24 protein-coding genes and 1 other RNA gene are annotated in these 23,610 nt (G+C 66.6%); 13 read left to right on the top strand and 12 right to left on the bottom strand.

The features are described 5' to 3' along the window. Positions 1 to 53: 53 nt before the first annotated feature. From KP010_RS07835 to KP010_RS07815, 5 genes are all read left to right on the top strand, one after another. The gene (locus tag KP010_RS07835) at positions 54 to 767 is read left to right on the top strand and encodes a rhomboid family intramembrane serine protease (protein WP_253203584.1); all 714 of its coding nucleotides are present in this window, start codon (positions 54 to 56) and stop codon (positions 765 to 767) included. Positions 768 to 969: 202 nt separating this feature from the next. After that, positions 970 to 1,716: an electron transfer flavoprotein subunit beta/FixA family protein gene (locus tag KP010_RS07830; protein WP_216280722.1), complete on the top strand. Its 747-nt coding sequence runs from the start codon at positions 970 to 972 to the stop codon at positions 1,714 to 1,716. Then, on the top strand, positions 1,717 to 2,661 hold the full coding sequence (locus KP010_RS07825) for an electron transfer flavoprotein subunit alpha/FixB family protein (RefSeq protein ID WP_216280721.1): 945 nt from the start codon (positions 1,717 to 1,719) through the stop codon (positions 2,659 to 2,661). 249 nt (positions 2,662 to 2,910) lie between these two features. Further along, positions 2,911 to 3,792: a 3-hydroxybutyryl-CoA dehydrogenase gene (locus tag KP010_RS07820; protein ID WP_166144161.1), complete on the top strand. Its 882-nt coding sequence runs from the start codon at positions 2,911 to 2,913 to the stop codon at positions 3,790 to 3,792. A gap of 202 nt (positions 3,793 to 3,994) precedes the next feature. Beyond that, positions 3,995 to 4,459 (top strand): host attachment protein, encoded by a 465-nt coding sequence (locus tag KP010_RS07815; RefSeq protein WP_142861607.1) that lies wholly within the window; start codon positions 3,995 to 3,997, stop codon positions 4,457 to 4,459. Between the two features lie 49 nt (positions 4,460 to 4,508). Here KP010_RS07815 and KP010_RS07810 read toward each other — a convergent pair whose 3' ends face one another. Beyond that, entirely contained in the window at positions 4,509 to 5,345 is an 837-nt protein-coding gene (locus KP010_RS07810) for a transporter substrate-binding domain-containing protein (protein ID WP_244620542.1), read from the bottom strand. 108 nt (positions 5,346 to 5,453) lie between these two features. Between KP010_RS07810 and KP010_RS07805 the strand changes: the two genes are divergently transcribed. Together KP010_RS07805 and KP010_RS07800 are read left to right on the top strand one after the other, a co-directional pair. Then, the gene (locus KP010_RS07805; RefSeq protein WP_142861605.1) at positions 5,454 to 7,418 is read left to right on the top strand and encodes a glycosyltransferase family 2 protein; all 1,965 of its coding nucleotides are present in this window, start codon (positions 5,454 to 5,456) and stop codon (positions 7,416 to 7,418) included. Positions 7,419 to 7,422: 4 nt separating this feature from the next. Beyond that, positions 7,423 to 7,710 carry a ribbon-helix-helix domain-containing protein gene (locus KP010_RS07800; protein ID WP_142861604.1) on the top strand — a complete coding sequence of 96 codons (288 nt, stop codon included), beginning with the start codon at positions 7,423 to 7,425 and terminating at the stop codon, positions 7,708 to 7,710. Between the two features lie 13 nt (positions 7,711 to 7,723). Here KP010_RS07800 and msrQ read toward each other — a convergent pair whose 3' ends face one another. From msrQ to KP010_RS07780, 4 genes are all read right to left on the bottom strand, one after another. Next, positions 7,724 to 8,323 carry a protein-methionine-sulfoxide reductase heme-binding subunit MsrQ gene (msrQ, locus tag KP010_RS07795; protein WP_142861603.1) on the bottom strand — a complete coding sequence of 200 codons (600 nt, stop codon included), beginning with the start codon at positions 8,321 to 8,323 and terminating at the stop codon, positions 7,724 to 7,726. Next, positions 8,324 to 9,259, bottom strand: coding sequence for a protein-methionine-sulfoxide reductase catalytic subunit MsrP (msrP, locus tag KP010_RS07790; RefSeq protein WP_142861602.1), 936 nt, complete (start codon positions 9,257 to 9,259; stop codon positions 8,324 to 8,326). 100 nt (positions 9,260 to 9,359) lie between these two features. Next, complete coding sequence (gene rpoH, locus KP010_RS07785; RefSeq protein WP_142861601.1) at positions 9,360 to 10,250, bottom strand: RNA polymerase sigma factor RpoH; 891 nt, start codon at positions 10,248 to 10,250, stop codon at positions 9,360 to 9,362. A 241-nt stretch (positions 10,251 to 10,491) separates the two neighbouring features. Then, on the bottom strand, positions 10,492 to 10,692 hold the full coding sequence (locus KP010_RS07780) for a hypothetical protein (protein WP_142861600.1): 201 nt from the start codon (positions 10,690 to 10,692) through the stop codon (positions 10,492 to 10,494). Between the two features lie 412 nt (positions 10,693 to 11,104). On the opposite strand from KP010_RS07780, the gene KP010_RS07775 reads away from it, so the two are divergent. Further along, positions 11,105 to 11,821, top strand: coding sequence for a hypothetical protein (locus KP010_RS07775; RefSeq protein WP_142861599.1), 717 nt, complete (start codon positions 11,105 to 11,107; stop codon positions 11,819 to 11,821). A 26-nt stretch (positions 11,822 to 11,847) separates the two neighbouring features. On the opposite strand, the gene KP010_RS07770 is transcribed toward KP010_RS07775, so the two are convergent. After that, positions 11,848 to 12,879 (bottom strand): RluA family pseudouridine synthase, encoded by a 1,032-nt coding sequence (locus tag KP010_RS07770; RefSeq protein WP_142861598.1) that lies wholly within the window; start codon positions 12,877 to 12,879, stop codon positions 11,848 to 11,850. A 70-nt stretch (positions 12,880 to 12,949) separates the two neighbouring features. On the opposite strand from KP010_RS07770, the gene KP010_RS07765 reads away from it, so the two are divergent. The 4 genes from KP010_RS07765 to tolR all read left to right on the top strand — a co-directional run bounded on the left by KP010_RS07765 (position 12,950) and on the right by tolR (position 16,292). After that, the gene (locus KP010_RS07765; RefSeq protein WP_185966385.1) at positions 12,950 to 14,182 is read left to right on the top strand and encodes a TIGR03862 family flavoprotein; all 1,233 of its coding nucleotides are present in this window, start codon (positions 12,950 to 12,952) and stop codon (positions 14,180 to 14,182) included. Between the two features lie 159 nt (positions 14,183 to 14,341). Next, positions 14,342 to 15,070 (top strand): hypothetical protein, encoded by a 729-nt coding sequence (locus KP010_RS07760; RefSeq protein ID WP_142861596.1) that lies wholly within the window; start codon positions 14,342 to 14,344, stop codon positions 15,068 to 15,070. Positions 15,071 to 15,118: 48 nt separating this feature from the next. Next, entirely contained in the window at positions 15,119 to 15,862 is a 744-nt protein-coding gene (locus tag KP010_RS07755; RefSeq protein WP_142861595.1) for a MotA/TolQ/ExbB proton channel family protein, read from the top strand. Then, positions 15,843 to 16,292, top strand: a complete 450-nt coding sequence (tolR, locus tag KP010_RS07750) for a protein TolR (protein ID WP_142861594.1) — start codon at positions 15,843 to 15,845, stop codon at positions 16,290 to 16,292. The genes KP010_RS07755 and tolR overlap by 20 nt, the downstream gene beginning before the upstream one ends. A gap of 245 nt (positions 16,293 to 16,537) precedes the next feature. Here tolR and recR read toward each other — a convergent pair whose 3' ends face one another. The 6 genes from recR to KP010_RS07720 all read right to left on the bottom strand — a co-directional run bounded on the left by recR (position 16,538) and on the right by KP010_RS07720 (position 22,168). After that, entirely contained in the window at positions 16,538 to 17,143 is a 606-nt protein-coding gene (gene recR, locus KP010_RS07745; RefSeq protein WP_142861593.1) for a recombination mediator RecR, read from the bottom strand. A gap of 85 nt (positions 17,144 to 17,228) precedes the next feature. Further along, positions 17,229 to 17,552: a YbaB/EbfC family nucleoid-associated protein gene (locus KP010_RS07740; RefSeq protein WP_142861592.1), complete on the bottom strand. Its 324-nt coding sequence runs from the start codon at positions 17,550 to 17,552 to the stop codon at positions 17,229 to 17,231. 25 nt (positions 17,553 to 17,577) lie between these two features. Then, entirely contained in the window at positions 17,578 to 19,425 is a 1,848-nt protein-coding gene (locus KP010_RS07735; protein WP_216280720.1) for a DNA polymerase III subunit gamma/tau, read from the bottom strand. 56 nt (positions 19,426 to 19,481) lie between these two features. After that, an RNA gene (ffs, locus tag KP010_RS07730) (signal recognition particle sRNA small type) lies at positions 19,482 to 19,579 on the bottom strand. A gap of 46 nt (positions 19,580 to 19,625) precedes the next feature. Continuing rightward, entirely contained in the window at positions 19,626 to 20,057 is a 432-nt protein-coding gene (locus KP010_RS07725) for a phasin family protein (protein ID WP_142862570.1), read from the bottom strand. 158 nt (positions 20,058 to 20,215) lie between these two features. After that, a complete protein-coding gene (locus KP010_RS07720; protein ID WP_246659801.1) occupies positions 20,216 to 22,168 on the bottom strand; it encodes a potassium transporter Kup in 1,953 nt (650 codons plus the stop codon). A 275-nt stretch (positions 22,169 to 22,443) separates the two neighbouring features. Between KP010_RS07720 and KP010_RS07715 the strand changes: the two genes are divergently transcribed. Further along, positions 22,444 to 23,595: a glycosyltransferase gene (locus KP010_RS07715; protein ID WP_142862572.1), complete on the top strand. Its 1,152-nt coding sequence runs from the start codon at positions 22,444 to 22,446 to the stop codon at positions 23,593 to 23,595. The last annotated feature ends 15 nt before the right edge of the window (positions 23,596 to 23,610 follow it).

The following is a 23,610-nucleotide window of genomic DNA, read 5'->3' as shown; positions in this document are numbered from 1 at the left end:
CGCGAGGCCGGGCGTGATCGCCCGGCGCGAGCGGGCGGCGCAGCCGGGGGAGAATGGTCGAGATGGTGCTGCCGCTACACGACGACGCGCCGCTCCATTATGTGCGGCGGCCTTATGTCAATTGGACGCTGATGGCGCTCAACATCTTCGTCTTCGTCGCCGTGTTCAGCGAATCCTTCGGCGATCCGCTCACTGTGGTGCGCGGCTTCGGCCTCATACCGGCGGTGCTGTTCGGCCGCGCCGAGCTCGCTCCCTGGATCGTCACGCCGGGACCCGAGTGGACGCTGCTGACCAGCCTCTTTTTCCATTCCGGCCTGGGCCATCTCGCGGGAAACATGATCTTTCTCTATGTCTTCGGCGATAATGTCGAGGACGCCATGGGGTCCGCCGGCTATCTCGTCTTCTATATTCTGTGCGGCGTCTCCGCCGCCATGCTGTTCGCGGTGGGCGCGCCGCTCACCATCACGCCGCTCGTCGGCGCCTCCGGGGCGATCTCGGGCGTTTGCGCCGCCTTCATCCTGCTCTATCCGCGTTCGACCATTTTCGGCCTCGTCGCCGGGATCATTCCGATCCATGCGCCGGCCTCGCTGTTCGTCGGCACGTGGATTCTCTTTCAGCTCTTCAATGCGCTGACCGACGATCAGGGCAATGTCGGCTGGTGGGCGCATATCGGCGGCATATTGGCCGGGCTCGTTCTGACGCCGTTGTTCAAGCGGCGCGGCGTGCAATGGTTCGGTCCGCGCAGATTCGAGGGGCCCTGGGGATGAAAAGCGCGGCGCCGAGAGTTTGACAGGGCAGCGAGCCGAGGCTACCAGAGCGTCTTCCGAGCTTTCCGCGCGCGCCTCGCGCCGCGCGGCGCTAATTCGTTCTCGACGCGGCGCTCGAAAAAGCCGATCGGGGCCTTTCGGCCACAGAGCGCGATTTTTCGAAACAATCGAGACGAAGGTCAATCTCGCCGGGAGTTGCGCGATGAAGGTTCTCGTGCCCGTCAAACGGGTGGTCGACTACAATGTGAAGATCAGGGTCAAGCCGGACGGTTCGGGCGTCGACGTCGCCAATGTGAAATTTTCGATGAATCCTTTCGACGAGATCGCCGTCGAGGAGGCCATTCGCCTGAAAGAGGCCGGCAAGGCGACGGAAGTCGTGCTCGTCACCATCGGCCCGGCCAAGGCGGACGAGACCTTGCGCTCCGGCATGGCCATCGGCGCCGACCGCGGCATTCACGTCAAGACCGACGAGCTGGTCGAGCCGCTGGCGGTCGCCAAGATTCTCGCCAAGATCGTCGCCGATGAGGCTCCCGGTCTCGTCATTCTCGGCAAGCAGGCGATCGACGACGACAGCAATCAGACCGGCCAGATGCTCGCCGCTCTGCTCGGCTGGGGCCAGGGCACTTTCGCCTCCAAGGTCGAGATCACTGAGGGCTCCGTGGATGTGACGCGCGAGGTCGACGGCGGCCTGCAGACGGTGACGCTGAAGCTGCCGGCCGTGGTGACGACGGATCTGCGCCTCAACGAGCCGCGCTACGCCAGCCTGCCGAACATCATCAAGGCGAAAAAGAAAGAGGTCGCGGCCAAGACCCCTGCCGATTACGGCGTCGACATCACGCCGCGCCTCGAGGTGCTGAAGACGGCCGAGCCGCCGGCCCGCAAGGCCGGCATAAAGGTCGGCTCCGTCTCCGAATTGCTGGAAAAGCTCAAGACTGCGGGAGTTCTGTAAATGACGGCGCTCATCGTCGCGGAAGTCACGGAGTCCGCGCTCGCCCCCTCCACCGCCAAGGCGCTGACGGCGGCGCTGCAGATCGGCGGCGGCGTCCATATTCTCGTCGCGGGCGAGAATGTCGGCCCGGCGGCCGAGGCCGCGGCCAAGCTCTCGGGCGTCGAGAAAGTGCTCGTCGCCGACAGCGCGGCCTATGGCCACCATCTGGCCGAGCCGCTGGCGGCGCTGATCGTCGGCCTCGCCGGCGCCTATGACGCCATTCTCGCGCCTTCGACCTCCAGCTCGAAGAATGTGCTGCCGCGCGTCGCCGCTCTGCTCGACGTGGCGCAGCTGTCGGACATCATCAAGGTCGTCTCCGCCGACACGTTCGAGCGGCCGATCTACGCCGGCAACGCCATTCAGACCGTGCGGTCCAAGGACGCCAAAAAGGTCATCACTGTGCGCACCGCCTCCTTCACGGCGACGGGCGAGGGCGGCTCCGCTTCGATCGAGGCGATCGGCGCGGGCTCCGATCCGGCGGTGTCGAGCTTCAAGAGCGAGGCGCTGGCCAAGTCCGAGCGGCCGGAGCTGACGGCGGCCAAGATCATCGTCTCGGGCGGCCGCGGCCTCGCGAGCTCGGAGAATTTCAAAGAATATATCGAGCCCGTGGCGACCCGCCTCGGCGCGGCGATCGGCGCCTCGCGCGCGGCGGTCGACGCCGGCTACGCCCCCAATGATCTGCAGGTCGGCCAGACCGGCAAGGTGGTGGCGCCGGACCTCTATGTCGCCATCGGCATTTCCGGCGCGATCCAGCATCTCGCCGGCATGAAGGACTCCAAGGTCATTGTGGCGATCAACAAGGACGAGGAGGCGCCGATCTTCCAGGTGGCCGACTATGGCCTCGTCGCCGATCTCTTCCCGACCTTGAAGGAGCTCGACGCCGAGCTGGCCAAGGCCGGCCGCTGAGGGGGTTGGGGCTCTTTTCCCGCTCGCGCGCGCAGCGAGCGGCGGAAACCGGTGGGGGCGACGTCGCAAATATCTGGCGCCGCTCTCGATTCCCAGTCGGGCCGGCGGCCCGCCGGGATTGACGCCCTCCCAGGTCAGGGTGATGAAGCGGCCTGTTTCGCTGCGGTGCAAACGCCGGTTTTCACAAAGGCCGAACGCGCGCTATACTGAATTGGAAGCGTCCCGCTTCTCGCTGGTGGTGTTCGAAAGATGGGCTCTGAAATTCGCAAGATCGGCATTGTCGGCGCCGGGCAGATGGGCAAGGGCATTGCTCAGGTCTGCGCGGTCGCGGGTTTCGACGTGGCGCTCAACGACCTCTCGGAGAGCCGCATCGCCGCCGGACTAGATGACATAGCGACGTATCTCGCCAAGGCGGTGGAGCGCGGCCAGATCGACGAGGAGGCCCGCAAGGCCGCCGTCGCCCGCATCCATCCGGCCAAGGATTACGCCGCTTTCTCGGACAGCGACCTCGTAATCGAGGCCGCCACCGAGAATGAGGAGGTCAAGCGCGGCATCCTCACCGAGCTCGGCCCCAAGCTGCGGCCGGGCGCCTTCATCGGCACCAACACCTCCTCCATTTCCATCACCCGGCTCGCCGCGGTGACGGGGCGGCCGGAGCAGTTCATCGGCATTCATTTCATGAATCCGGTGCCGAAGATGCAGCTCGTCGAGGTGATTCGCGGCATCGCCACCGAGGACAAGACCTTCGAGGCGGCCAAGCAATTCATCGGCGAGCTCGGCAAGACGGTGACGGTGTCGGAGGATTTCCCGGCCTTCATCGTCAATCGCATCCTGCTGCCGATGATAAACGAGGCGATTTACACGCTCTATGAGGGCGTCGGCTCGGTGGAGGCGATCGACACGGCGATGAAGCTCGGAGCCAATCATCCGATGGGTCCGCTGCAGCTCGCCGATTTCATCGGCCTCGACGTCTGCCTCTCGGTGATGCAGGTGCTGCACGAGGGGCTGGCCGACTCCAAATATCGGCCCTGTCCGCTGCTGGTGAAATATGTCGAGGCCGGCTGGCTCGGCCGCAAGACGCAGCGCGGCTTCTACGATTACCGCAGCGGCACGCCCGTCCCGACCCGCTGAGGCGGTTTTCGGCTCATTCGGAGAAGCGAGCCCGAAGACTCGCAAAACCCTTCACTTTCGATGAAGCGGACGAGCGCGGCCGTCGCCGCGCGCCGGTCGACGACGACGCGCGGAGCCAGAGCGCGGCAATCGACCGCGGTTGCCGACGCCGCGCCGCCTTCCCAAATGGAGTCTCGTGGGCGTTCAACGAAAGACGAAAAACATGACCAATATTGCCGTTCACAATGGGGCCTGGGTTCTCGTCGGCGACGGCCGCAGGGCCTTGTTTCTGCAAAATCACGGCGATCCCGATCTGCTCGACCTGCGCGTCATGGAGGCGCGGGTGGATGAAAATCCGCCGACCCGCGAGCAGGGCAGCGATGCGCCGGGCCGCGCCTATGGCACGGCGGGCGCGCCGCGCAGCGCCGTCGAGAACGCCGATTGGCACGAGCTGGAGAAAGAGCATTTCGCTCGCGCGATCGCCGAGCGGATCAACACCGCCGCCGAGGCCGGCGAATTGAGCGAGATCGTCATCATCGCCCCGCCGCGCGTGCTCGGCGATCTGCGGCAGGAGCTGAGCCAAAAAGCCAAGAGCAAAGTGAAGGGCGAGCTGGACAAGGATCTGACCCGCCATCCTCTGCCCGAGATCGAGAAGGCCCTGGCGCGCGAATTCCGCGCGGAAGGATGAGGCCGCCTTCGCCCCGCTCCTCGCTCATGCGGCGAGGGAGCGGGGATTCTCAATAAGGCCCCAGCGGAAAATATTTCAGATAGAGCTCGGCGTAGACGCCCTTCTGGGCGACGCGCGCGAGCGCGTAATCCAGAGCGCGGCGCAGCGCTATATTGTTCTTTTTCACGGCGACGCCGACGCCGTCGCCGAAAAAATTCGGATCGGAATAAGGCCCGTCCTTGAACATGCAGCAATCGGCGGCGTCGGCGCCGTTCAGCCAAAAGGCCAGCGATATGGCGTCGCCGAACATCGCATGGGCGCGGCCCTCCTTCAGCGCCGTACGCGCCTGCTGCGCGGTGGGATAGGTCGCCAGCGTCGATTTGGGAAAGAATTTACGCAGATAGGCCTCATGCGCGCTGTCGGCGGCGACCGCTATGGTGCGATCTGCGAGCGCTTCCGGCGCGGCGCCGGGAAGCGTCGAATCCGTGCGCGTCACGAAGCGGCCCGGCGTCGTGTAATAGGGCGCGGTGAAATCCATTTTCTTGCGCGTCTCGGCGGTGATGGCGAAGGAGGCGATGGCGGCGTCGCCGGCGTTCTCGTCGAGCGCTGCGGCCAGCGTGTCCCAGCGGCGGCGCTGAATGGTGCAGGGAAGCTCCAGCTCCTCGCAAATGGCGCGCGCCAGATCGACATTGAAGCCGGCGATCGTTCCGTCCGGCAGAGCGAAATCGAAAGGCGGAAAATCATCCTCGGTGAGAAAGCGGATCTGCTTGATCGCGGAGAGGTCGGGCTTTTCTATTTTCCGCGACGGGTCCCAGAAGGAAGGAGCGGCCGCATTGGTCGTCTCCGCAGCGCGCGACGAAGCGCCCGCTAGTAATAAAATGACGAGCGCCGAGCGAAAGCTTGTCAAAATCGAGCTTCTGCGCCAAGCTTCCGCCATTGTTCTTTTCTCGCAGATCATTCGAGGCCTCGCAGCCGCACGGCGCGGCGGGAGCCCGCGCGTCGCGGAGATTAGCGTATGAGCGTGAATCCGGTCGATAGGGTTTCGCCGTATCCGCCGATTCCGCATCGCGACGACAGCGCCGGATTTGCGCGCCGGCGTGAGGCCGCGAGCGAATCCGCGCTCGCCCGCCAACGCGCGCGCCCAGCGCCGGAGACGCCGACGCCCGGCGCGGGCCGGCCGCTCCCCGCCGAGATCGCCTTTCTCGCCGCACATGGCGCGCCACTGGTTCTGCTGCAATATGGCGCGACCATCGCCCGCCGTCAGGGCGTCACGGCCGATGTCGCGCTGATCGCCGAAGGGCTGATTCCCGAAGAGCGCTTCTATCGCATTCTGGCGACCGAGCTCAGCGTTCCCTATCTCGATCCTCCGCCCGCGCTCGAGCCCTCGGACAGCATCGAGCTGGATGTCGCGCGCGGCTACGCCCGTCTCGCCGAGGAGCCGAGGGGCCTGCGCTTTCTGTTCGCGCCGCGCGGCGAGCAGATATCCCGGCTCGTCGGCGTGACGCGGTCCTCGGCCGGGCGGCCGCTCTTCGCGCTCACGCGCCCCTTCGTGTTCGAGGAGGCGTTGCGCCGCCGCTCGGCGCGCAAGCTCGCCGAGGCCGCCGCCTATTCGGTGGAGCGCGTCACGCCGGAACTCGCCGCGCGGCGGGCGCTCCACGGCCGCGCGCCGCTCGGCTTCGCGCTCGGCAATCTCGCTCTGATCGCAGCTTGGCTCGCGCCGGCGCCGCCGATCGCCTCGAGCGTCGCGGCGCTGCTCGCTGCGCTGTTCCTCGCCAATATAGGCCTGCGTCTTCATGTCTGCGCGATGCGCGGCCGCGGGCGCGAGACGGCGCCCGCGCTGGAGGAGCGCGATCTCCCGGTCTATTCCATCGTCGTGGCGCTCTATGACGAGGCCGGCGTCGTTCCGCAATTGACCGAGGCGCTCCGCGCGATCGACTATCCGCCCGCCAAGCTCGACGTGAAATTCGTCGTCGAATGCGACGATCTCGAAACCTCCGCGGCCCTGCGCGCCGCGCGTCTGCGGCCGGGCTGGGAGATTATCGTCGCGCCGTCCGGCGCGCCGCGCACCAAGCCGCGCGCGCTCAATGTGGCGGTTCCCTTTTTGCGCGGCTCGCTGGTCGCCATTTTCGACGCCGAGGATCTGCCCGATCGCCGCCAGCTGCGCGACGCCGCCGCGCTCTTCGCCGCGGCCGATGAAAATCTCGCCTGCCTGCAAGCCAGCCTCTTCATCCACAATCATCGGCGCAATTGGATGACGGCCATGTTCTGCATCGATTACGCGGTCTTGTTCGAGGTGATCGACAAGGGCGCCTCGGCGGCCGGCCTGCCGTTTTTTCTCGGCGGCTCCTCCAATCATTTTCGCCTTTCGGCGCTGCGCGCCGTCGGCGCCTGGGACGCATTCAATGTGACGGAGGACGCCGATCTCGGCCTGCGGCTGCTGCGGCGCGGCTATGCGATCCGCACCTTCGCCTCGCGCACGCAGGAGCAGGCGCCGACGCGCTTTTCGGCTCTGTTGACGCAGCGCAGCCGCTGGATGAAAGGCTGGATGCAGACTGCTCTCGTCCATTGCCGCGACCCTTCCGCCTATTTCGCCGACCTCGGCCTCCTGCGCGGAGCGGCGGCGCTGGTCCTGCTGGCAAGCGGCTTCGTCGCGCCGCTCCATGCGCCGATTTTCTTGTTCTTTCTCGCCTATGACGCAGCCTTCGGCGCGCTGCTGGCGCCGTCGACGCTCGGCGACGGTCTCGCCAGCGGCCTTTATTGCGCCGTCGCCTGTGGCGGGCTCGCGGCGAGCGTTCGGCCGCGCCTCGTCGCCATGGGCGAGGCCGACATTCTCTGGCTCTGGCCGGCGCTGTTGCTCTGGCCGCTGTGGGGTCTGATGCTGTCTTTCGCCGCCTGGCGCGCCTTGCGCGAGCTGTGCGTCAGGCCGTTCTATTGGGACAAGACCGAGCATTTTCCGATCGCCGGAGCGCGGAGCCGATGAGACCATGACCAGACGCGCGCGCGCCAAAGACGCTTCGGCCGCGACATTCGACCCGGCCGCGGCGCAGGAGGATTCGTCTTCCACGATCGCCAAACATTCGCTGGTCATCGCCGGCCACAGCACCAGCGTTTCGCTCGAGCGTGTGTTCTGGGAGGCGTTGAAGCGGGCGGCGGAGGAGGACGGCTGCTCGCTCGCCGGCCTCGTCGCGCGCGTGGACGCCGCCCGCGGCCGCGCCAATCTCTCCTCGGCGCTGCGCGTCTACGCAATGGAGCGGGCGCTCGGCCGCGGCTGACGCGCCGGTCAGATCACGACGCCGACGCAGTCCGCGCGCGGCGAGCGGCGGGAAGCGCCCGCGCGGCCAGCAGAGCGATTGTGGCGGCGGCGTAGAGCAGGGGCTCCGCCGGCCAGGATTTCACGATCAGCAGAAAATGCGCCGCCGCCAATATGGCCGCGACATAGACGAGTCGGTGCAGCCGCGCCCAGGCAGCGGCCCCGAGCCGGCGGATCGCCGCGTTGTTGGACGTCGCTGCCAGAGGGACGAGGATGACGAAAGCCGCCATGCCGATCGTCACATAGGGCCGCTTCAAAATATCGCGGCCAATGGCGGACCAGTCGAAGCCATGGTCGAGCGCGACATAGGCGGAAAGATGCAGCGCCGCATAATAGAAGGCGAGCAGCCCCAGCGCGCGGCGATAGCGCGAGAGATCGACGCCCGCGCGGCGCAGCGGCGAGATCAGCAGGCACAGCAGCAGAAAGCGCAAGGACCAGAGCCCGAGTTCCTGCTCCAGGGCCTTGATCGGCTCCGGCCCCAGCCGGTCCTGAAGGCCGAGATAAAAGGTCCAGGTCGCCGGGACCAGGCCCGCGACATAGACGACGAGCTTTGGGATGCGGAGAGCGGCGCGCATTTAAAAATACCGCTCGAGGTCCATGCCGCTATAGAGCGAGGCGACCTGATCGGCATAGCCATTGTACATCGGCGTCGGCCGCCTTTTGGCGAAGAGTCCGCCCTCGCCGATCCGCCGCTCTGTGGCCTGGCTCCAGCGCGGATGGTCGACATTGGGATTGACGTTGGAATAGAAGCCGTATTCGCGCGGATTTTGAATATTCCAGGAGGTCCTGGGCTGCGTCTCGGTGAGCGAGATGCGCACGATGGATTTGATGCCCTTGAAGCCATATTTCCACGGAACCACCAGCCGCAGCGGCGCGCCATTCTGATTGGGCAGCGTCTCGCCATAGAGGCCGGTGGCGAGAATTGTGAGCGGATGCAGCGCCTCGTCGAGCCGCAGCCCCTCGACATAGGGCCAGGGCAGAAGCTGCAGCAGGCCCTTCTGGCCGGGCATTTCCTCCGGCCGCACCAGAGTCTCGAAGGCCACATATTTGGCGGAGCCCAGAGGCTCTACGCGCTTCAATATCTCCGAGAGGGGCGCGCCGATCCAGGGAATGACCATGGACCAGCCCTCGACGCAGCGCATTCGATAGACGCGCTCCTCGAGCGCGAGCGGTTTTATGAGGTCCTCGAGCCGATAATCCGCGGGCTTTGCGACGAGTCCGTCGATCCGCACCGTCCAGGGCTCGGTGGTCAGCGTATGAGCGTTGTCGGCCGGATCGCTCTTGCGGCCGCCGAACTCATAGAAATTATTATAGGCCAGCACATCCGCCCGCGGCGTCTTGGGCTCGTTGGTCGAGAAAGCGCTGCGCGCGGCGGCGAGCGGCGCCGCCTGCGCCGCGCCCGCGAAAGCGAGGCCCGCGCTGAAGCCGGCGAGAAACTCGCGCCGCCGCAGATAGAGGGAGCGCGGCGTGATCTCGGATGGGGCGATGTCGGGCGAATGGCGAATCAGCATTTCGCGCCTCGGGCAAAAAGAAAGAGCGGCCGGCCCTATCGGGTCCGCCGCTCCTATTTCGTCGGCCGGCGCGCGAGCGTTACGCCGCGCGCGTCTCGCGTCAGAGCGAGGCCGCGGGCAGCGCCTCGAGCCGCGCAATTCCGGCGCGCACCGCGGACTGCACCTTCTCGAAGGCGCGGACCTCGATCTGCCGCACGCGCTCGCGGGAGACGCCGAACTCCTCCGACAAATCCTCGAGCGTGACGGGATCGTCGGAGAGGCGGCGCGCCTCGAAGATGCGGCGCTCGCGCGGGTTGAGCACGGTCAGCGCGCCGCGCAGCGCGTCCAGCCGGTTGTTGCTCTCCTCCTGACGCAGGAGCACATGCTCTTGATCGGCGGACGAATCGTCGACGAGCCAATCCTGCCACTCGCCTTCGCCTTCCTCGCGCAGCGGCGCGTTCAGCGAGGCGTCGCCGGCCATACGGCGATTCATCTCGATGACGTCCTGCTTGGAGACGCCGAGGCGGGTGGCGATCGTCTCGACATGCTCGGGCGTCAGATCGCCCTCCTCGAAGGCCGAAATCTTGCTCTTGGCCTTGCGGAGATTGAAGAACAGCTTCTTCTGGCTCGCGGTGGTGCCCATTTTCACGAGCGACCAGGAGCGCAGGATATATTCCTGGATCGAGGCGCGGATCCACCACATGGCGTAGGTGGCCAGCCGAAAGCCGCGGTCCGGCTCGAAGCGCTTGACCGCCTGCATCAGGCCGACATTGCCCTCGGACACGATCTCGCCGATCGGCAGGCCATAGCCGCGATAGCCCATGGCGATCTTGGCGACGAGCCGCAGATGGGAGGTGACGAGCTTTTGCGCGGCTTGCGGGTCCTCGTGCTCGCGCCAGCGCTTTGCGAGCATATATTCTTCCTGCGGCTCCAGCATGGGGAACCGGCGGATCTCGGCGAGGTATCGCGCGAGGCCGCTTTCACCGGAGACGATGGGCAGGGCGTTCGCCATTTTCACCTCCTGACGGGCCCCCGATATGCGGCGAGCCCGTAATGCGCGACCGCGAGCGCCGGCCGCAACGCCTCAATATAGACCGATCCGAGCATGGCCGAAAGATGGCTGTTCGCTAAGCGCCGAATGGCCGTCGGGTTAAATTTCTGTAATGTGCGTAGGGGCGGAGAATTCGCGCTCAACTAGCGCGCCGCGGCGCGAGGTCACGCCCTCGGAGCGCCGATCTTTTCTTCGAACGCGCTCACGCATCTTCCCCGGGTGGATCGCCGCAGCCTTCCAAATTGCTCGCGCTGGTCACATCGTCGCGCCGAGGCGTCACATCGGGCAGGGAAGACTTTGAAAAGTCGCGATGGAGATAGGGCCGGACGGCGACATAGGTCGCGACCGAGATCACGATGATTCCGGCGCCGACGCCCATGAGAATCGACAGCGTATCAGACATGGCGCCTTCTCTCGAATCCGATTGCGCGCCGCAGTATAACAGCAAGTGTAGCAGATGGCGTGAGGATAGGAGTCGAGGCAGGCGGATCAAACAGTAACGACGATCTTGCCGATCTGCGGGGAAAAGTTGCGCATCGACGGATTCTTTCCGACGCGCCGCCCGCTGCACGTGATTTTCGACCGATCGCCTTGGCCTGCGGCTGGCGTCTTTGCGCATTTCCGCGTAGATTACGTTGACGCCAAGCCACGCTCGTGGCCGACGATCGTCCGCTGGGCGGATCGACGCGTGGAAACTCGCGCTTCCGGGAGAATATTTTGCCGCCCGAGCCGAATCGAAGAAACATATTAATTGTCTGCGCCGCCGTTGCGACGCTTCGCTTCGGCGCGGCAGCGGCTCTCGCACAGGGGGCCGCATGAAAATCGTCGCGAACGAACTTCCGTGGAGCAGTCGACCGGACGCCATGGGCTGCAATTTCGCTCTCGGCCATCTCGTCGGAAACCTGCCGCGCCGCCTGACCGTCGACGGCCGTATCCACGCCGAGACCTATATTTCTGCGGTCGGTGCGATCGCCGGCTACGCGGCGCAGCGAACGCTGTTCGCCGAGAGTCCGCCCGTCGAGGGCGGCAATATCCACCGTTTCGACACGGCGTCCGGCGAGCATTTCTGGTTCGGTGACCCGCTGAACCTTATGTTGATCCCCGAGACGGAAGCCGAAGGGAACCGGTGCGTCTGGCCATTGGCTGTCGGCGGCGCGGCGAGCGCCGGCATGGAGCCGCAAAAAGCTCCTACGCTCGATGCCATGTTCAAGCATGTCGCATCTACGATCGGCGGACCGAAGGAAGGCATGTCCTCGGTTGCGGCGGAGCATCAGGCGCATCTGCCGGCCCGCGACCTCTTGAAAGCGGTCTGGCCGCTCGCGACGATGTGCTTTTCAGGAAAGTTTCCGGGCGAGGATCACGTTTATCCGGCCGTTCCCGTCGCCTGGTGGGCGGCCATCGCCGCTCAGGCATCGAGTCGTCCGATCGGCGACGTGAAATCCGTGCTGCCGCCCGAGATCGCTCTGACGTTGCTGATGGAGTCCGCCATTTATTGCAGCAAGCTCGATCGGTCGAAAATCGAAGGGACGTGATAGGGGCGGAAGGCGGGCTGGGCGGGTCAGCTCGTTGCGAGCGCATTCTGCAAGGCCGTGAGGTCTTCCGGCAATTCGCTCTCGAACATCAACTCCTCGCGCGTCACCGGATGCATGAAGCCGAGCGAGGCGGCGTGCAGCGCCTGGCGGCCGAGCGTTTCCACAGCGGCGCGGGCGGCGGGCGCGAGCAGCGCGGTCTTGGTCTTGAAGCCGGCGCCATAGGTCGCGTCGCCGATCAGCGGATGGCCGATATGGGCCATATGCACGCGAATCTGATGCGTGCGGCCGGTCTCCAGCTGGCAGGCCACGAGTGACGCAGGTCCGAAGCTCTCGACCAGCTCCCAATGCGTCACCGCCTCGCGGCCGCGCTCTTCGGGCACGACGGCCATTTTCTCGCGCTGCGTCGAGTGGCGGCCGATGGGCGCCTCGATCACGCCATGGCGACGCTCAGGCGCGCCCCAGACGAAGGCGAGATATTCGCGCACCAGATGCAGCTTGCGGCCGTGATCCTCGAAGAGGCGCGACAGGCCCTTATGCGCGGCGTCGGTCTTGGCGACGACCAGCAGGCCGGAGGTGTCCTTGTCGATGCGATGCACGATGCCGGGCTTTTTGACGCCGCCTATGCCGGATAGGCTCGCGCCGCAATGGGCGAGCAGCGCGTTGACCAGCGTTCCCGTCTCATGGCCATGGGCGGGATGCACCACGAGGCCGGCGGGCTTGTCGACGACCAGCAGATGCGCGTCTTCGAACACCACATTCAGCGGAATATTTTCTGGCTGCGGCTCGGCGGGCTCGGGCGGCGGCACGGCGAGGGTGACGGAATCGCCCGCGGCGAGGCGGCGGCTGGCGTCGCGCGCGGCGCCGCCGCCGATCGTCAGCCGCCCGTCCTCGATCAGCGCTTTCAGCCGTGTGCGGGAGAGATGCGCGGCGACGAGCTCCGGCCGCTCGGCGAGGAAGCGATCGAGCCGCGCCCCCGCCGCCTCCGGGGGAACCTCGAAGGAGAACAGAATATCGTCTTCCTCTTCGATCAAAGCGATTTCTGCGGCGCCTTCGCGCATGGATTTCCTTCTCATGCTGTCGGCGTGCTAACCAGCGCGCCTGTCCTCGATTTCGTATCGGAGCCCGACCATCACGCCCGCCCCATCCACGCCGAATTGCGTCATCGTCGGCGGCGGACCGGCCGGTCTCTTCGCCGCGGACCAGCTCGCGCAGCAGGGCGCGAGCGTCACCGTCTATGAGCGCAAGCCGAGCGTCGCCCGCAAATTTCTGATGGCCGGGCGCGGCGGCCTCAATATCACGCATAGCGAGCCGCTCGATAGGCTTATCGCCCGCTATGGCGAAGCCGCAGATCGGCTCGGCCCGATCATCGGCGCCTTTCCGCCGCAGAGCCTGCGCGATTATTGCGCCGAACTCGGCGAAGAGACCTTCGTCGGCTCCAGCGGGCGCGTCTTCCCCAAGAGCTTCAAGGCCTCGCCGCTGCTGCGGGCGCTGCTCGGGCGGCTCGCCGCCAATGGCGTGCGCATCGAGACGCGCGCCAGTTTCGAGGGCTTTGCGGAGAGCGGCGCATTGCTGATCGCGGATGCGAGCGGCGCGCGCCGCGAGATCGCGGCGGACGCCGCGATTCTGGCGCTCGGCGGCGCCTCATGGCCGCGGCTCGGCGCCGATGGCGGCTGGGTCGAGACGCTGCTCGCGAAGGGCGTCGAGATCGCGCCGCTCCTTCCCGCCAATTGCGCCGTCGTCATCGATTGGCCTGCCGATTTCGCAAAGGCCTTCGAGGGGACGCCGCTGAAGACGATCTCTCTCCACCATGGCGAGGCGCGCAGTCTCGGCGATATCGTCGTCACGCGGACGGGAATCGAGGGCGGTCCCGTCTATGCGCTGGCTTCCGCGCTCGGACGCGCGCTCGCGCGCGGCGAGGGCGCCACATTGCATGTCGATCTGCGGCCCAGCAGCACGGCGGAAGCGCTCGCGCAAAGGCTCGCGCGCCCGCGTGAAAAGCAATCGATGGCGAGCTTTCTGCGCAAGACGCTGCGGCTGACGAAATTGGAGATCGCGCTGTTGCGCTTCTGCGGGCCATTGCCGCAGGCGCCGGACGCGCTGGCGGAGCGCGTGAAAAATCTGCCGCTCGCCATTGTCGCGACAGCGGGCCTCGAGCGGGCGATCTCCACTGCCGGCGGCGTGCGCTTCGCGGCGCTGGACGATGATCTGATGCTGAAGAATCTTCCCGGCGTCTTCGTCGCCGGCGAGATGCTGGATTTCGACGCGCCCACCGGGGGCTATCTGCTTCAAGCGAGCTTTTCGAGCGCTTTCGTGGCGGCTCGCGGCGTGGCCGGGCGGCTCGGGCTGGCGGAGCGGAAATGACGACCTCTCGTCTTCGGCCGAAGTAGCACATCGCTTCTGCAGCGTCGGCGCCGGCGAGCGAATTTCGCCGAATCGACAAAAGCCGCAATTAAGCCTATTGCTTCTATAGGAATTATAATCTTTAATGGCCGGTAATGTTTCGCACGAGGGGATCATTCCATGACGGCTGCGGCTGCGGAGGCGTTCATTGCGGCGCCGGAAACGATCACGACGAAAGGTGAGCGTCGCGCCACCCAATCGCTTCTGATACTCGATGGCGGCCGCCCCAACTATGCAGTGAGCGGCGCGGCGGCGCTCGCCTATGCGCTGGCGCTGACCGCGGTGGTGAATTTCGCGCTGCCGCATACGGAGCCGACGACGGAAGAGCCGCTCGAGCTGGTCGTCGTCCCGAGCCCTGCGGTCGATCAGCCGCCGCCGGAGGAGATTCCGCAGCCCGAGGAGATCGACGACACGCCGCCGCCGCCCGAGGCGATCGAGCCCGTCGCGCCGATCGAGCCGCCGAAACCGCCGGCGCTCAAGCCGGTTCCCAAAGTGGTGGAGAAAAAGCCGCCGACGCCGCGCCCCGCCGTCGCCGCGCGCCAGGACGCCGCGCCGTCGCAGGCCGCAACGGCCAACGCCAATGCGCAGCAATCCATCGCCGCCAATCAATTTCTCTCCTGCATGCAGCGCTCGGCGCGCAACGCGGCGCCGGACGGGCCTATTCCCAAGCATGGCCGCGTCGCCTATCGCGCGACATTCAGCGCCGGCGGCGCGATGACGGGATTCAACATCGTCTCCTCCTCCGGCAACGCCACGCTGGACGCCATAGCGACGCGCGTCGGCTCGCGCTGCGGCTCGCTGCCGGCGATCGGACGCGTCTTCGCCGTCAGCGGCGGCGTCGTCTTCTAATTCGCTCGCCGCAAACGTCTCTCTCGCCGACAAAGGACGAAAATCAAGATGAGTGATCCAGCAATCGGCGCGGCCTCGGCCGCCGTCGCCCACGCCCTCTCGCCGGTCGAGCTGTTTCTGCAGGCGGATTCGATCGTCAAGACCGTCATCGTGCTGCTGCTGCTCGCTTCGGCCTGGGGTTGGGCCGTGATCGCCGAGAAGCTCATTCGCCTGTCGCTGCTGCATCGCCGCGCCAGCGCGCTGATCGAGAGTGTCCAGAACGATCTTCCGGTGACGGAGGTCGCGCCCGCCTTCCTCGCCGCGCCGGCCAGCGATCCGCTGGCGCAGGTCTACAAGGCTGCGGTGGAGGAATATCAGCGCTCCGCCGATCTCGTCGTCTCCGAGGGCCAGCGCGACGCGCTGCAGGAGCGCGTGCATCGCGTCTGTGTGCTGGCCAGCGCCGCCGCGCTCGATCAGCTGCAGCAGCGTCTCCCGGCGCTCGCCACCATCGGCGCCGTCGGGCCTTTCGTCGGCCTGTTCGGCACGGTTTGGGGCATTATGAACTCCTTCCAAGGCATCGCCGCCTCCAACAACACCAGCCTCGCGGTGGTCGCGCCCGGCATTGCGGAGGCGCTGTTCGCCACCGCGCTCGGCCTCGTCGCCGCTATTCCGGCGGTGGTCTTCTACAACCGCATCAGCGGCGACATCGGCGCTTATGGCAAGCGCGTGACCGCCTTCATCGGCGTCTTCGAGGTCGAGCTGTCCCGTCATCTGTCGCGCAAAGGAGAGCGTCATGGCCTTCGCGTTGCGTAAGCACGATTCGGAATTCGATTCTCAGCCGATCGCCGACATCAATGTCACGCCGCTCGTCGATGTGATGCTCGTCCTGCTCATCGTCTTCATGGTCGCCGCGCCGCTGATGACCTCCGGCATTCCGGTCGATCTGCCGAAGGTGCAGGCCAAGCAGCTCAACGATCAGAAGCCGCCGATCGTCGTCAGCGTCGACGCGGGCGGAGGCTTCTTCGTCGACAAGCGCGAGGTCCCGGCGGACGGATTGCTCGCCGCGCTCAGCGAGGGCAGCGACAACAGCAAGGATCGCCGCATCCATGTGCGCGCCGACAAGACCGTGCCTTACGGGCGCGTCGTGGAGGCCATGGGGGCGATCAATTCCGCCGGCTACTCCAAGGTGGCGCTGGTCTCCGAGGCGCCGACGGGCGGAGCGAAATCCGCTTCGGCGCCGTGATGTGAATTCCGTTCGCTCCGCTCGCGGAGATCGGCTTCATACATAACGAGACACTGCCGTCATGGCCGGGACAAGCCCGGCCATGACGTCGCGGGGGCGAGGTTGCTCGCAACTTCGACCTGTTTCGAGCCGCCCCGACTTTTCTAAATCCTCGACATTTCACGCATCCTCGACTTGGCCCGACTACGGGTCGTCGGCGCAACCCCTCCCCAGGCGCGCGGGCGACCCGGCTTTTCGTTGGGGCCTCAAAACGCCGTGCGGCGCTCCAGCGCTGCGGCCAGCGTGCCTTCGTCGAGATAATCCAGCTCGCCGCCGACCGGCACGCCATGGGCGAGGCGCGTCGTCTTCACGCCGAGCGGGGCCAGCAGATCGGCGAGATAATGCGCCGTCGTCTGCCCGTCGACCGTGGCGTTCACGGCGATGATCGCCTCGCGCACGGAGCCTTCGCTCACGCGCTGCATCAGGCGCGCAATGTTGAGCTCATTGGGGCCGACGCCATCCAGAGGCGACAGCACGCCGCCGAGCACATGATAGCGCGCCGCCAGCAGTCCGGCGCGCTCCAGCGCCCAGAGATCGGCCACCGTCTCGACAATGACCAGAATGCCGGCGTCGCGCCGCGTGTCGCGGCAGATGGCGCAGGGATCGCTGGTGTCGATATTGCCGCAGGTCGTGCAGGTGAGAATGCGCTCATGCGCGACGCGCATCGCCTCGCCGAGCGGGCCGAGCAATTCCTCGCGCTTGCGCATGAGATGCAGCACGGCCCGCCGCGCCGAACGCGGCCCGAGCCCGGGCAATCGCGCCAGCAATTGCACGAGGCGCTCGATCTCGGGTCCGGCGATGCGTTCGGCCAATGGGGGGAGCCTGGTGAGTGGCGAATTGCGAGTAGCGAATAGCGAATAGGTCTACTCGCTATTCGCTATTCGCTACTCGCTCCGATCAGAACGGCAGCTTCAGCCCCGGCGGCAGCTGCAATCCGCCGGTCACTTCCTTCATCTTCTCGGCGAGCGTCTCCTCCGCCTTGGCGCGCGCCTGCGCATGGGCGGTGACGATCAGATCCTCGAGAATGTCGCTCTCCTCCGGCTTCAAAAGGCTCGGATCGATGGCGAGGCGCTGCAGCGCGCCTTTGGCGGTCATCGTCACTTTCACGAGCCCGCCGCCGGCTTCGCCTTCCACCAGAGTCTGGTCGAGCTGCCCTTGCAGCTCGGCCATCTTCGATTGCATGGCCTGCGCCTGCTTCATCAGTCCCATGAAGTCGAGCATATTTCTCTCCTCGCGCGGCGACGTTTCACACGTCGTCCGGCTCCTCGTCGTCATAAGCCAATTCGGCGCCGGCCGTCGCGGCCTGCTCCGTCTCCTTGCCGCGCACGGCGACGATCTCCGCGCCGGGAAACCGCGCCAATATGCTCGCCACCAGCGGATCGGCCTCGATCCCGGAGCGCTTCTCGCTCTCGCGGGCCACGGCCTCCTCGCGCAGCGTCGGCTCGCCGCCGGCGGCGGCGAGCGCCACCAGCCAGCGCGTCCCGGTCCAGTCCTGCAGCTTCTGCATCAAGAGCTGCGGAAGCCGCGTCGAGCCGCCCGGCGCCAGCTCGAACTCGATGCGCCCCTGCTCGAAGCGCACGAGGCGAACTTCTGTCTCGAGCGCGATCTTCAATTGTATGTCGCGTTTCTCGCCCGCCAGGGCCACGAGCGCGCGGAAATCGGCGATTTTCACTCCCGCCGCCGGGGAAGGCTCCGCCGCGCGGCGCTGGGCCGGCGCGGCGCTGGTCGCGACCACCGAAGGCGCGGGCGAGAAAGTCGCGGGCTTGGGCGCCGGCGCGAGCGCGACCGGGGGCCGCTCGCCGGGCGCCGCCGCGGGGGCCGCGCCGGGCGCGGGCCGCGGCGCGCCGCCCTGGCCGAAGCCGAGCTTGCGCAGCGCCTCCTCCGGCGAGGGCATTTCGGCGGCATGGGTCAGACGCACCAGCACCATATCGGCGCTGGCGAGAGGACGCGGCGAGCTGCGCAGCTCATCGACGCCCTTCATCAAAATCTGCCACGCCCGCGTCAGCACGGAGATGGAGAGCGTCCCCGCCGCATCGCCGCCGCGGCGGCGCTCCTCCTCGGTCAGCGCATTGGATTGCGCGGCGTCCGGCGCGAGCTTCAGCCGCGTCACGAGATGGGTGAATTCAGCGAGCTCCAGCAGTACTTGCGCCGGATCGGCGCCGCCGTCGTATTGGTCCTGCAGCAGGGCGATGGCGGCGGCGATCTCGCCCTTCATCGCCGCCTCGAAGAGATCGATGACGCGCGATTTGTCGGCGACGCCGAGCATCAGCCGCAAATCCTGCGCGGCGATCGCGCCGCCGCCCGCGGCGCCATGGGCGATCGCCTGATCGAGCAGCGACAGCGCGTCGCGCGCCGAACCTTCCGCCGCGCGGGCGACCATGGCCAGCGCCTCGTCCTCGATCGTCACGGCCTCGAGATCGCAGATCTTGCGCAAATGCGCCGCGAGCAGGCCGGCGTCTATGCGGCGCAGATCGAAACGCTGGCAACGCGAGCGCACGGTGACGGGAACCTTGTCGATCTCCGTCGTCGCGAAGATGAACTTCACATGTTCCGGGGGCTCTTCCAGCGTCTTCAAGAGGCCGTTGAAGGCGGCCTTGGAGAGCATGTGCACTTCGTCGATGATGTAGACTTTGACGCGCGCCATCACCGGGCGATAGCGCGCGTTCTCGATGATCTCGCGAATATCGTCGATGCCGGTGTGCGAGGCGGCGTCCATCTCCAGCACGTCGGGATGGCGCGAATCGATGATCGCCTGACAATGCGCGCCGAGCGCGTCCATATGGATCGTCGGGCGATCGACGCCGGGGCGGCCGTCCTGCGCGGGAAGCTCATAATTGAAGGCGCGGGCGAGAATGCGCGCGGTGGTCGTCTTGCCGACGCCGCGCACGCCGGTCAGCAGATAGGCCTGATGGATGCGGTTCAGCTCGAAGGCGTTCTCGAGCGTGCGCACCATCGGCTCCTGGCCGATGAGATCGGAAAAGCCGGAGGGGCGATATTTGCGCGCCAGCACGCGATAGGCGGCCTGCCCCTCGCGCTTGGCCTGCGGCTCGGCGGGAAACAGGGCGTCGGATGGCGCAGAATGCTCGTCGTCCATCTTATCGCCCGGAGGAGGGTCCGCCCTTTGGTCAGCGCCGGGGCGGCGGCGCAAAAAGTGGGAGGCTGGACGAAGACCCGCCCGGAACTCGTTAGGGCTGCTTCCTTCCGGACCTGACCCGGTTGGCGAGTGGAGCGTCCACCGCCAACCTCCCGCGCCCTATGTGGCAAAACTCGCGCGCCGGCGCAAGGGCGCCTTTGCTAATGCTCCCCGTTGCCCGCCTCGCGCGCCTTGGCGGCGAGCTTCTCGGTCTGCTCGCTGATGTCGGCGATGATTTTAGTGGCCGCCTCCTGGCTCGCCTTGGTCGCCTGCTCGCTCGCGCTTTGGGCGGACACGAAAGCCTCTTTGGCGAGATTGGAGCACAGCTCGCCGACGCGCGAGGCGCGGGCGAAGAAATCGCCATAGGCGTTGCGGTAGAATTCCGACTGCAATTGCACGATGTCGTCGATCTTCTGCACACGCATCAGCTTCTCGAAATAGTTGCGGCTATTGTCGAGCGACTGCTTGGAGTAGTCGGTCGCCTCCTCCGCTATGGCGCGCAGGCTCTTGGCCGTCGAGCTGGTCGCGGTGTTGAAGGCGTCGAGCTGATATTTACCGAGATCGCGAAAATCGCCGAAATTCTGATTGGCCATCGGATTCTCCCGCCGGTCGCGACACACGGGGGAGGCTGGCCCTCCGACGCTACGCACGCGCGACTCTGCTCGCTGCGCGATTCTCGGCAATGCGCGCCGCGAGGGCAAATCGTGGAATCCACGTAATCGCGCTCGCGTTCGCGGCGCCCCGCGAGGGCTCAGATCGTCAGCTGAGCGCCGAGCTCCACCACGCGGTCGGTCGGTATGGAGAAGAAGTCGGTGGCGTTGGCCGATTGCCTGGTCAAGGCCACGTAGAGCTTGTCCTGCCAGACCGGCATTTCGGAGGCCGGGCTCTCCTTGATCGAGCGGCGGCCGAGGAAGAAGGAGGTCGTCATAATATCGTATTTGACGCCAGCCTTGCGCATCGCCGCCAGCGCCGCCGGCACGCGCGGGCTCTCCATGAAGCCGAAGTGCAAAGTCGCGCGGGTGAAGTCGGGCGCGAGCTTCTCGATCTCGAAGCGCTTTTCCGGCGCGACGCGCGGCGTGTCCTCCGTATTCACGCAAATGACCAGCACGCGCTCGTGCAGCACTTTATTGTGCTTGAGATTATGCAGCAGCGCCGTGGGCGCGACCTCGGGGTCGCTGGTCAGGAAGACGGCCGTGCCGGGCACGCGCGTCGGCTTGGATTTCTCCAGCATGGCGATGAGATCGCGGATGGGGATCGAATCGCGATGCGTCTTCTCCGCGAGCAGCGAGGTGCCGCGCACCCAGGTCCACATCACCACCATGGAGCCGCCGCCGAGCAGCAGCGGAACCCAGCCGCCCTCGACCACCTTCATCAGATTGGCGGCCAGAAAGGCGAGATCGACGGTCAGAAAGGCCAGGATGAACAGCGACGCCGCCCACAGCGGCCAATGCCATTTGCGCCACACCACGATGAAGGCGAGCGCCGTCGTCGTCACCATCGTGCCGGTGACGGCGATGCCATAGGCGGAGGCGAGCGCGCTCGAGCTCTTGAAGGCCGTGACCAGCACCAGCACGCCGATCAGCAGCAGCCGATTGACGCGGCCGATATAGATCTGCCCCTCCTGCGTCGCGGAAGTGTGGGTGATCTCGAGGCGCGGCAGCAGGCCGAGCTGTATCGCCTGGCGCACGATGGAGAAGGCGCCGGTGATCACCGCCTGGCTGGCGATGACGGTGGCGAGCGTCGAGAGAATGACCAGCGGCAGCAGCGCCCAGTCCGGCGCCAGCAGGAAGAAGGGATTCTCGATCGCCTTGGGATCGGCGAGGATCAGCGCGCCCTGGCCGAGATAATTGAGGAACAGCGCCGGCAGCACAAAGAAAATCCAGGCGATCTGGATCGGCGCGCGGCCGAAATGGCCCATGTCGGCGTAGAGCGCCTCGGCGCCGGTGACGACGAGGAAGACCGAGCCCAGCACGGCGAAGCCGATCCAGCCATGGGTCAGCAGAAACATGAAGCCATGGCGCGGATCGAAGGCGCGCAGCACCTGCGGGGCATCGCCGATATGGGAGGCGCCGAGCGCCGCCATCACGATGAAGAACACCGCCATCACCGGGCCGAACAGGGCGGCGACGCGCGCCGTGCCATGGCTCTGCCCCCAGAACAGCGAGACGAGAATCGCGACGGTGATGGGGAAGACGAATTCGCCGAATTTCGGATTGACGATCTCGAGGCCCTCGACCGCCGATAGCACGGAGATGGCCGGCGTGATGATGGCGTCGCCAGAGAACAGCGCCGCGCCGGCGACGCCGAGCAGGAAGACCGGGGTCGCGCGCCGCCCCAGCGCGCTCTGCGCCAGCGCCATCAGCGAGAGAATGCCGCCCTCGCCGCGATTGTCGGCGCGCATCAGGAAGAACACATATTTCGCGGTGACGGTGAAGATCAGCGCGAAAATGAGCAGCGAGATCGTGCCGATGACGACATCCTCGCCGAGCCCGCCGGATTTGGCGTGGGCGAGCGACTCGCGCAGCGCATAGAGCGGGCTGGTGCCGATGTCGCCATAGACGACGCCGATCGAGCCGATGATGAGGCCGGCGGCGTTCGCCGAGCCGTGGCCCTCGGCGACGGGCGCCGGCTGCGTCGCCGCCGCGCCCTCCGTGTCGCATCGAGAGGAAGAGCCCGCCGCGTCGCGCGGCACATTGGGATCCATGGAAATTTCCTCGAAAGACATCGGAATGCGCGGGCGCCTCCGGCCCCTCGACATGCTGTTCGACAGGCTCGGACCCGGCTGCGCCGGCGCGGCGATATACGCCTGTTCCAGATAGAAGAGAAGCCGCCGCCGGCCATTTCTGAGGAAAATCCCGTAGACGCGGGCGCTTGCGACGCGCCGCCGCCGGCCGGGCTGGCCTCGCGGCCGCGGCGATGCTATGGCCGAGCCCTCGTCACATCGTCCCCGGCGGTCCCGGCGACGCGAACGCTCGAAAAATGATCGCGATTACCCTCGCTGGCGCCGGTCTCGTCATCTGGCTCTATCTCCTGCTCGGCAATGGCGGCTTCTGGCGCCTCACCGAGCACGACCGCCGTTTCGCGCCCACGGGGGCGCTGGTTCCCCAGGGCGCGCGCGTCGTCGCCGTCATTCCGGCGCGCGACGAGGCGGATGTCGTCGCCATCGGCCTTCGATCTTTGTTCCGCCAGGAGTTTTCGGGCCGGCTCGAGATCGTCCTCGTCGATGACGAGAGCTCCGACGGCACGGCCGAGGTCGCCCGCGCCTGCGCCCGCGAGGAGAGCGCCGAGGATCGTCTCACCGTGCTCCAGGGCCGGCCGGAGCAAGGCTGGACCGGCAAGCTCGCCGCTATGGACCGCGGCGTCGCTCATGTGCTCACTTCCGGCGTCTCGCCCGATTTCGTGCTGTTCTGTGACGCCGACATCGCCTTCGCGCCGGGCCTCGTCGAGCGGCTCGTCGCCGGGGCGGCGGCGCGCGGGACGGCGCTCTCCTCGCTGATGGTCAAGCTGCGCTGCGAGAGCCTCGCCGAGCGCTGGTTCGTGCCGGCTTTCGTCTTCTTCTTCCAAATGCTCTACCCCTTCCCCCGCGTGAACGACCCGAAAAGCCCGGTCGCCGGGGCGGCCGGCGGGGTGATGCTGGTCCGCCCCGCGGCGCTGGAGGAGGCCGGCGGTCTCCAGCAGATCCGCGGCGCGCTGATCGACGATTGCGCGCTCGGCAAGCTGATGAAGAAGCAGGGGCCGATCTGGCTCGGCCTCACCGACGACGCCTGGAGCCTGCGGCCCTATCCGCATTTGCGCGACATCGAGCAGATGGTGACGCGCTCGGCCTATGCGCAATTGGGCTATTCGCCCTGGCGTCTCGCCGGCGCGGTTCTCGGCATGGGCCTCGTCTATCTCGCGCCGCCCCTTCTCGCCTTCACGGCGTCGGAGCCGGCGGCTTATCTCGCGCTCGTCGCCTATCTATTGATGGCGCAGTCCTATATGCCGTCTCTGCGTTTCTACGGACGCAATCGGCTCGGCGCCTTCGCCTTGCCGGCGGTCGCGGCCTGCTATACGTGGTTCACGCTATTGTCCGCGTGGCGGCACACACGCGGGCGCGGCGGCGCCTGGAAGGGCCGCTATCAGGCCCCCTGAGGAGGTTGAGCGAGA

This window comes from Methylosinus sp. KRF6 (assembly GCF_018887255.1).
In the GTDB taxonomy this organism is placed as follows: Bacteria; Pseudomonadota; Alphaproteobacteria; order Rhizobiales; family Beijerinckiaceae; genus Methylosinus; species Methylosinus sporium.
Note: the sequence above shows the minus strand (reverse complement) of the source record. Positions and strands in the feature narration are given on the sequence as shown.

Bases quoted from the DNA above. Each gene is read 5' to 3' on its own strand.
- rpoH (WP_142861601.1), bottom strand. From the start codon at position 10,250: ATGGCGAACGCCCTGCCCATCGTCTCCGGTGAAAGCGGCCTCGCGCGA.
- KP010_RS07740 (WP_142861592.1), bottom strand. From the start codon at position 17,552: ATGCTCGACTTCATGGGACTGATGAAGCAGGCGCAGGCCATGCAATCG.
- KP010_RS07825 (WP_216280721.1), top strand. From the start codon at position 1,717: ATGACGGCGCTCATCGTCGCGGAAGTCACGGAGTCCGCGCTCGCCCCC.
- KP010_RS07715 (WP_142862572.1), top strand. From the start codon at position 22,444: ATGATCGCGATTACCCTCGCTGGCGCCGGTCTCGTCATCTGGCTCTAT.
- KP010_RS07760 (WP_142861596.1), top strand. From the start codon at position 14,342: ATGACGGCTGCGGCTGCGGAGGCGTTCATTGCGGCGCCGGAAACGATC.
- KP010_RS07835 (WP_253203584.1), top strand. From the start codon at position 54: ATGGTCGAGATGGTGCTGCCGCTACACGACGACGCGCCGCTCCATTAT.
- KP010_RS07830 (WP_216280722.1), top strand. From the start codon at position 970: ATGAAGGTTCTCGTGCCCGTCAAACGGGTGGTCGACTACAATGTGAAG.
- KP010_RS07805 (WP_142861605.1), top strand. From the start codon at position 5,454: ATGAGCGTGAATCCGGTCGATAGGGTTTCGCCGTATCCGCCGATTCCG.
- KP010_RS07815 (WP_142861607.1), top strand. From the start codon at position 3,995: ATGACCAATATTGCCGTTCACAATGGGGCCTGGGTTCTCGTCGGCGAC.
- KP010_RS07720 (WP_246659801.1), bottom strand. From the start codon at position 22,168: ATGGATCCCAATGTGCCGCGCGACGCGGCGGGCTCTTCCTCTCGATGC.
- msrP (WP_142861602.1), bottom strand. From the start codon at position 9,259: ATGCTGATTCGCCATTCGCCCGACATCGCCCCATCCGAGATCACGCCG.
- msrQ (WP_142861603.1), bottom strand. From the start codon at position 8,323: ATGCGCGCCGCTCTCCGCATCCCAAAGCTCGTCGTCTATGTCGCGGGC.
- KP010_RS07755 (WP_142861595.1), top strand. From the start codon at position 15,119: ATGAGTGATCCAGCAATCGGCGCGGCCTCGGCCGCCGTCGCCCACGCC.
- KP010_RS07800 (WP_142861604.1), top strand. From the start codon at position 7,423: ATGACCAGACGCGCGCGCGCCAAAGACGCTTCGGCCGCGACATTCGAC.
- KP010_RS07735 (WP_216280720.1), bottom strand. From the start codon at position 19,425: ATGGACGACGAGCATTCTGCGCCATCCGACGCCCTGTTTCCCGCCGAG.
- KP010_RS07725 (WP_142862570.1), bottom strand. From the start codon at position 20,057: ATGGCCAATCAGAATTTCGGCGATTTTCGCGATCTCGGTAAATATCAG.
- KP010_RS07820 (WP_166144161.1), top strand. From the start codon at position 2,911: ATGGGCTCTGAAATTCGCAAGATCGGCATTGTCGGCGCCGGGCAGATG.
- KP010_RS07780 (WP_142861600.1), bottom strand. From the start codon at position 10,692: ATGTCTGATACGCTGTCGATTCTCATGGGCGTCGGCGCCGGAATCATC.
- KP010_RS07775 (WP_142861599.1), top strand. From the start codon at position 11,105: ATGAAAATCGTCGCGAACGAACTTCCGTGGAGCAGTCGACCGGACGCC.
- KP010_RS07770 (WP_142861598.1), bottom strand. From the start codon at position 12,879: ATGCGCGAAGGCGCCGCAGAAATCGCTTTGATCGAAGAGGAAGACGAT.
- tolR (WP_142861594.1), top strand. From the start codon at position 15,843: ATGGCCTTCGCGTTGCGTAAGCACGATTCGGAATTCGATTCTCAGCCG.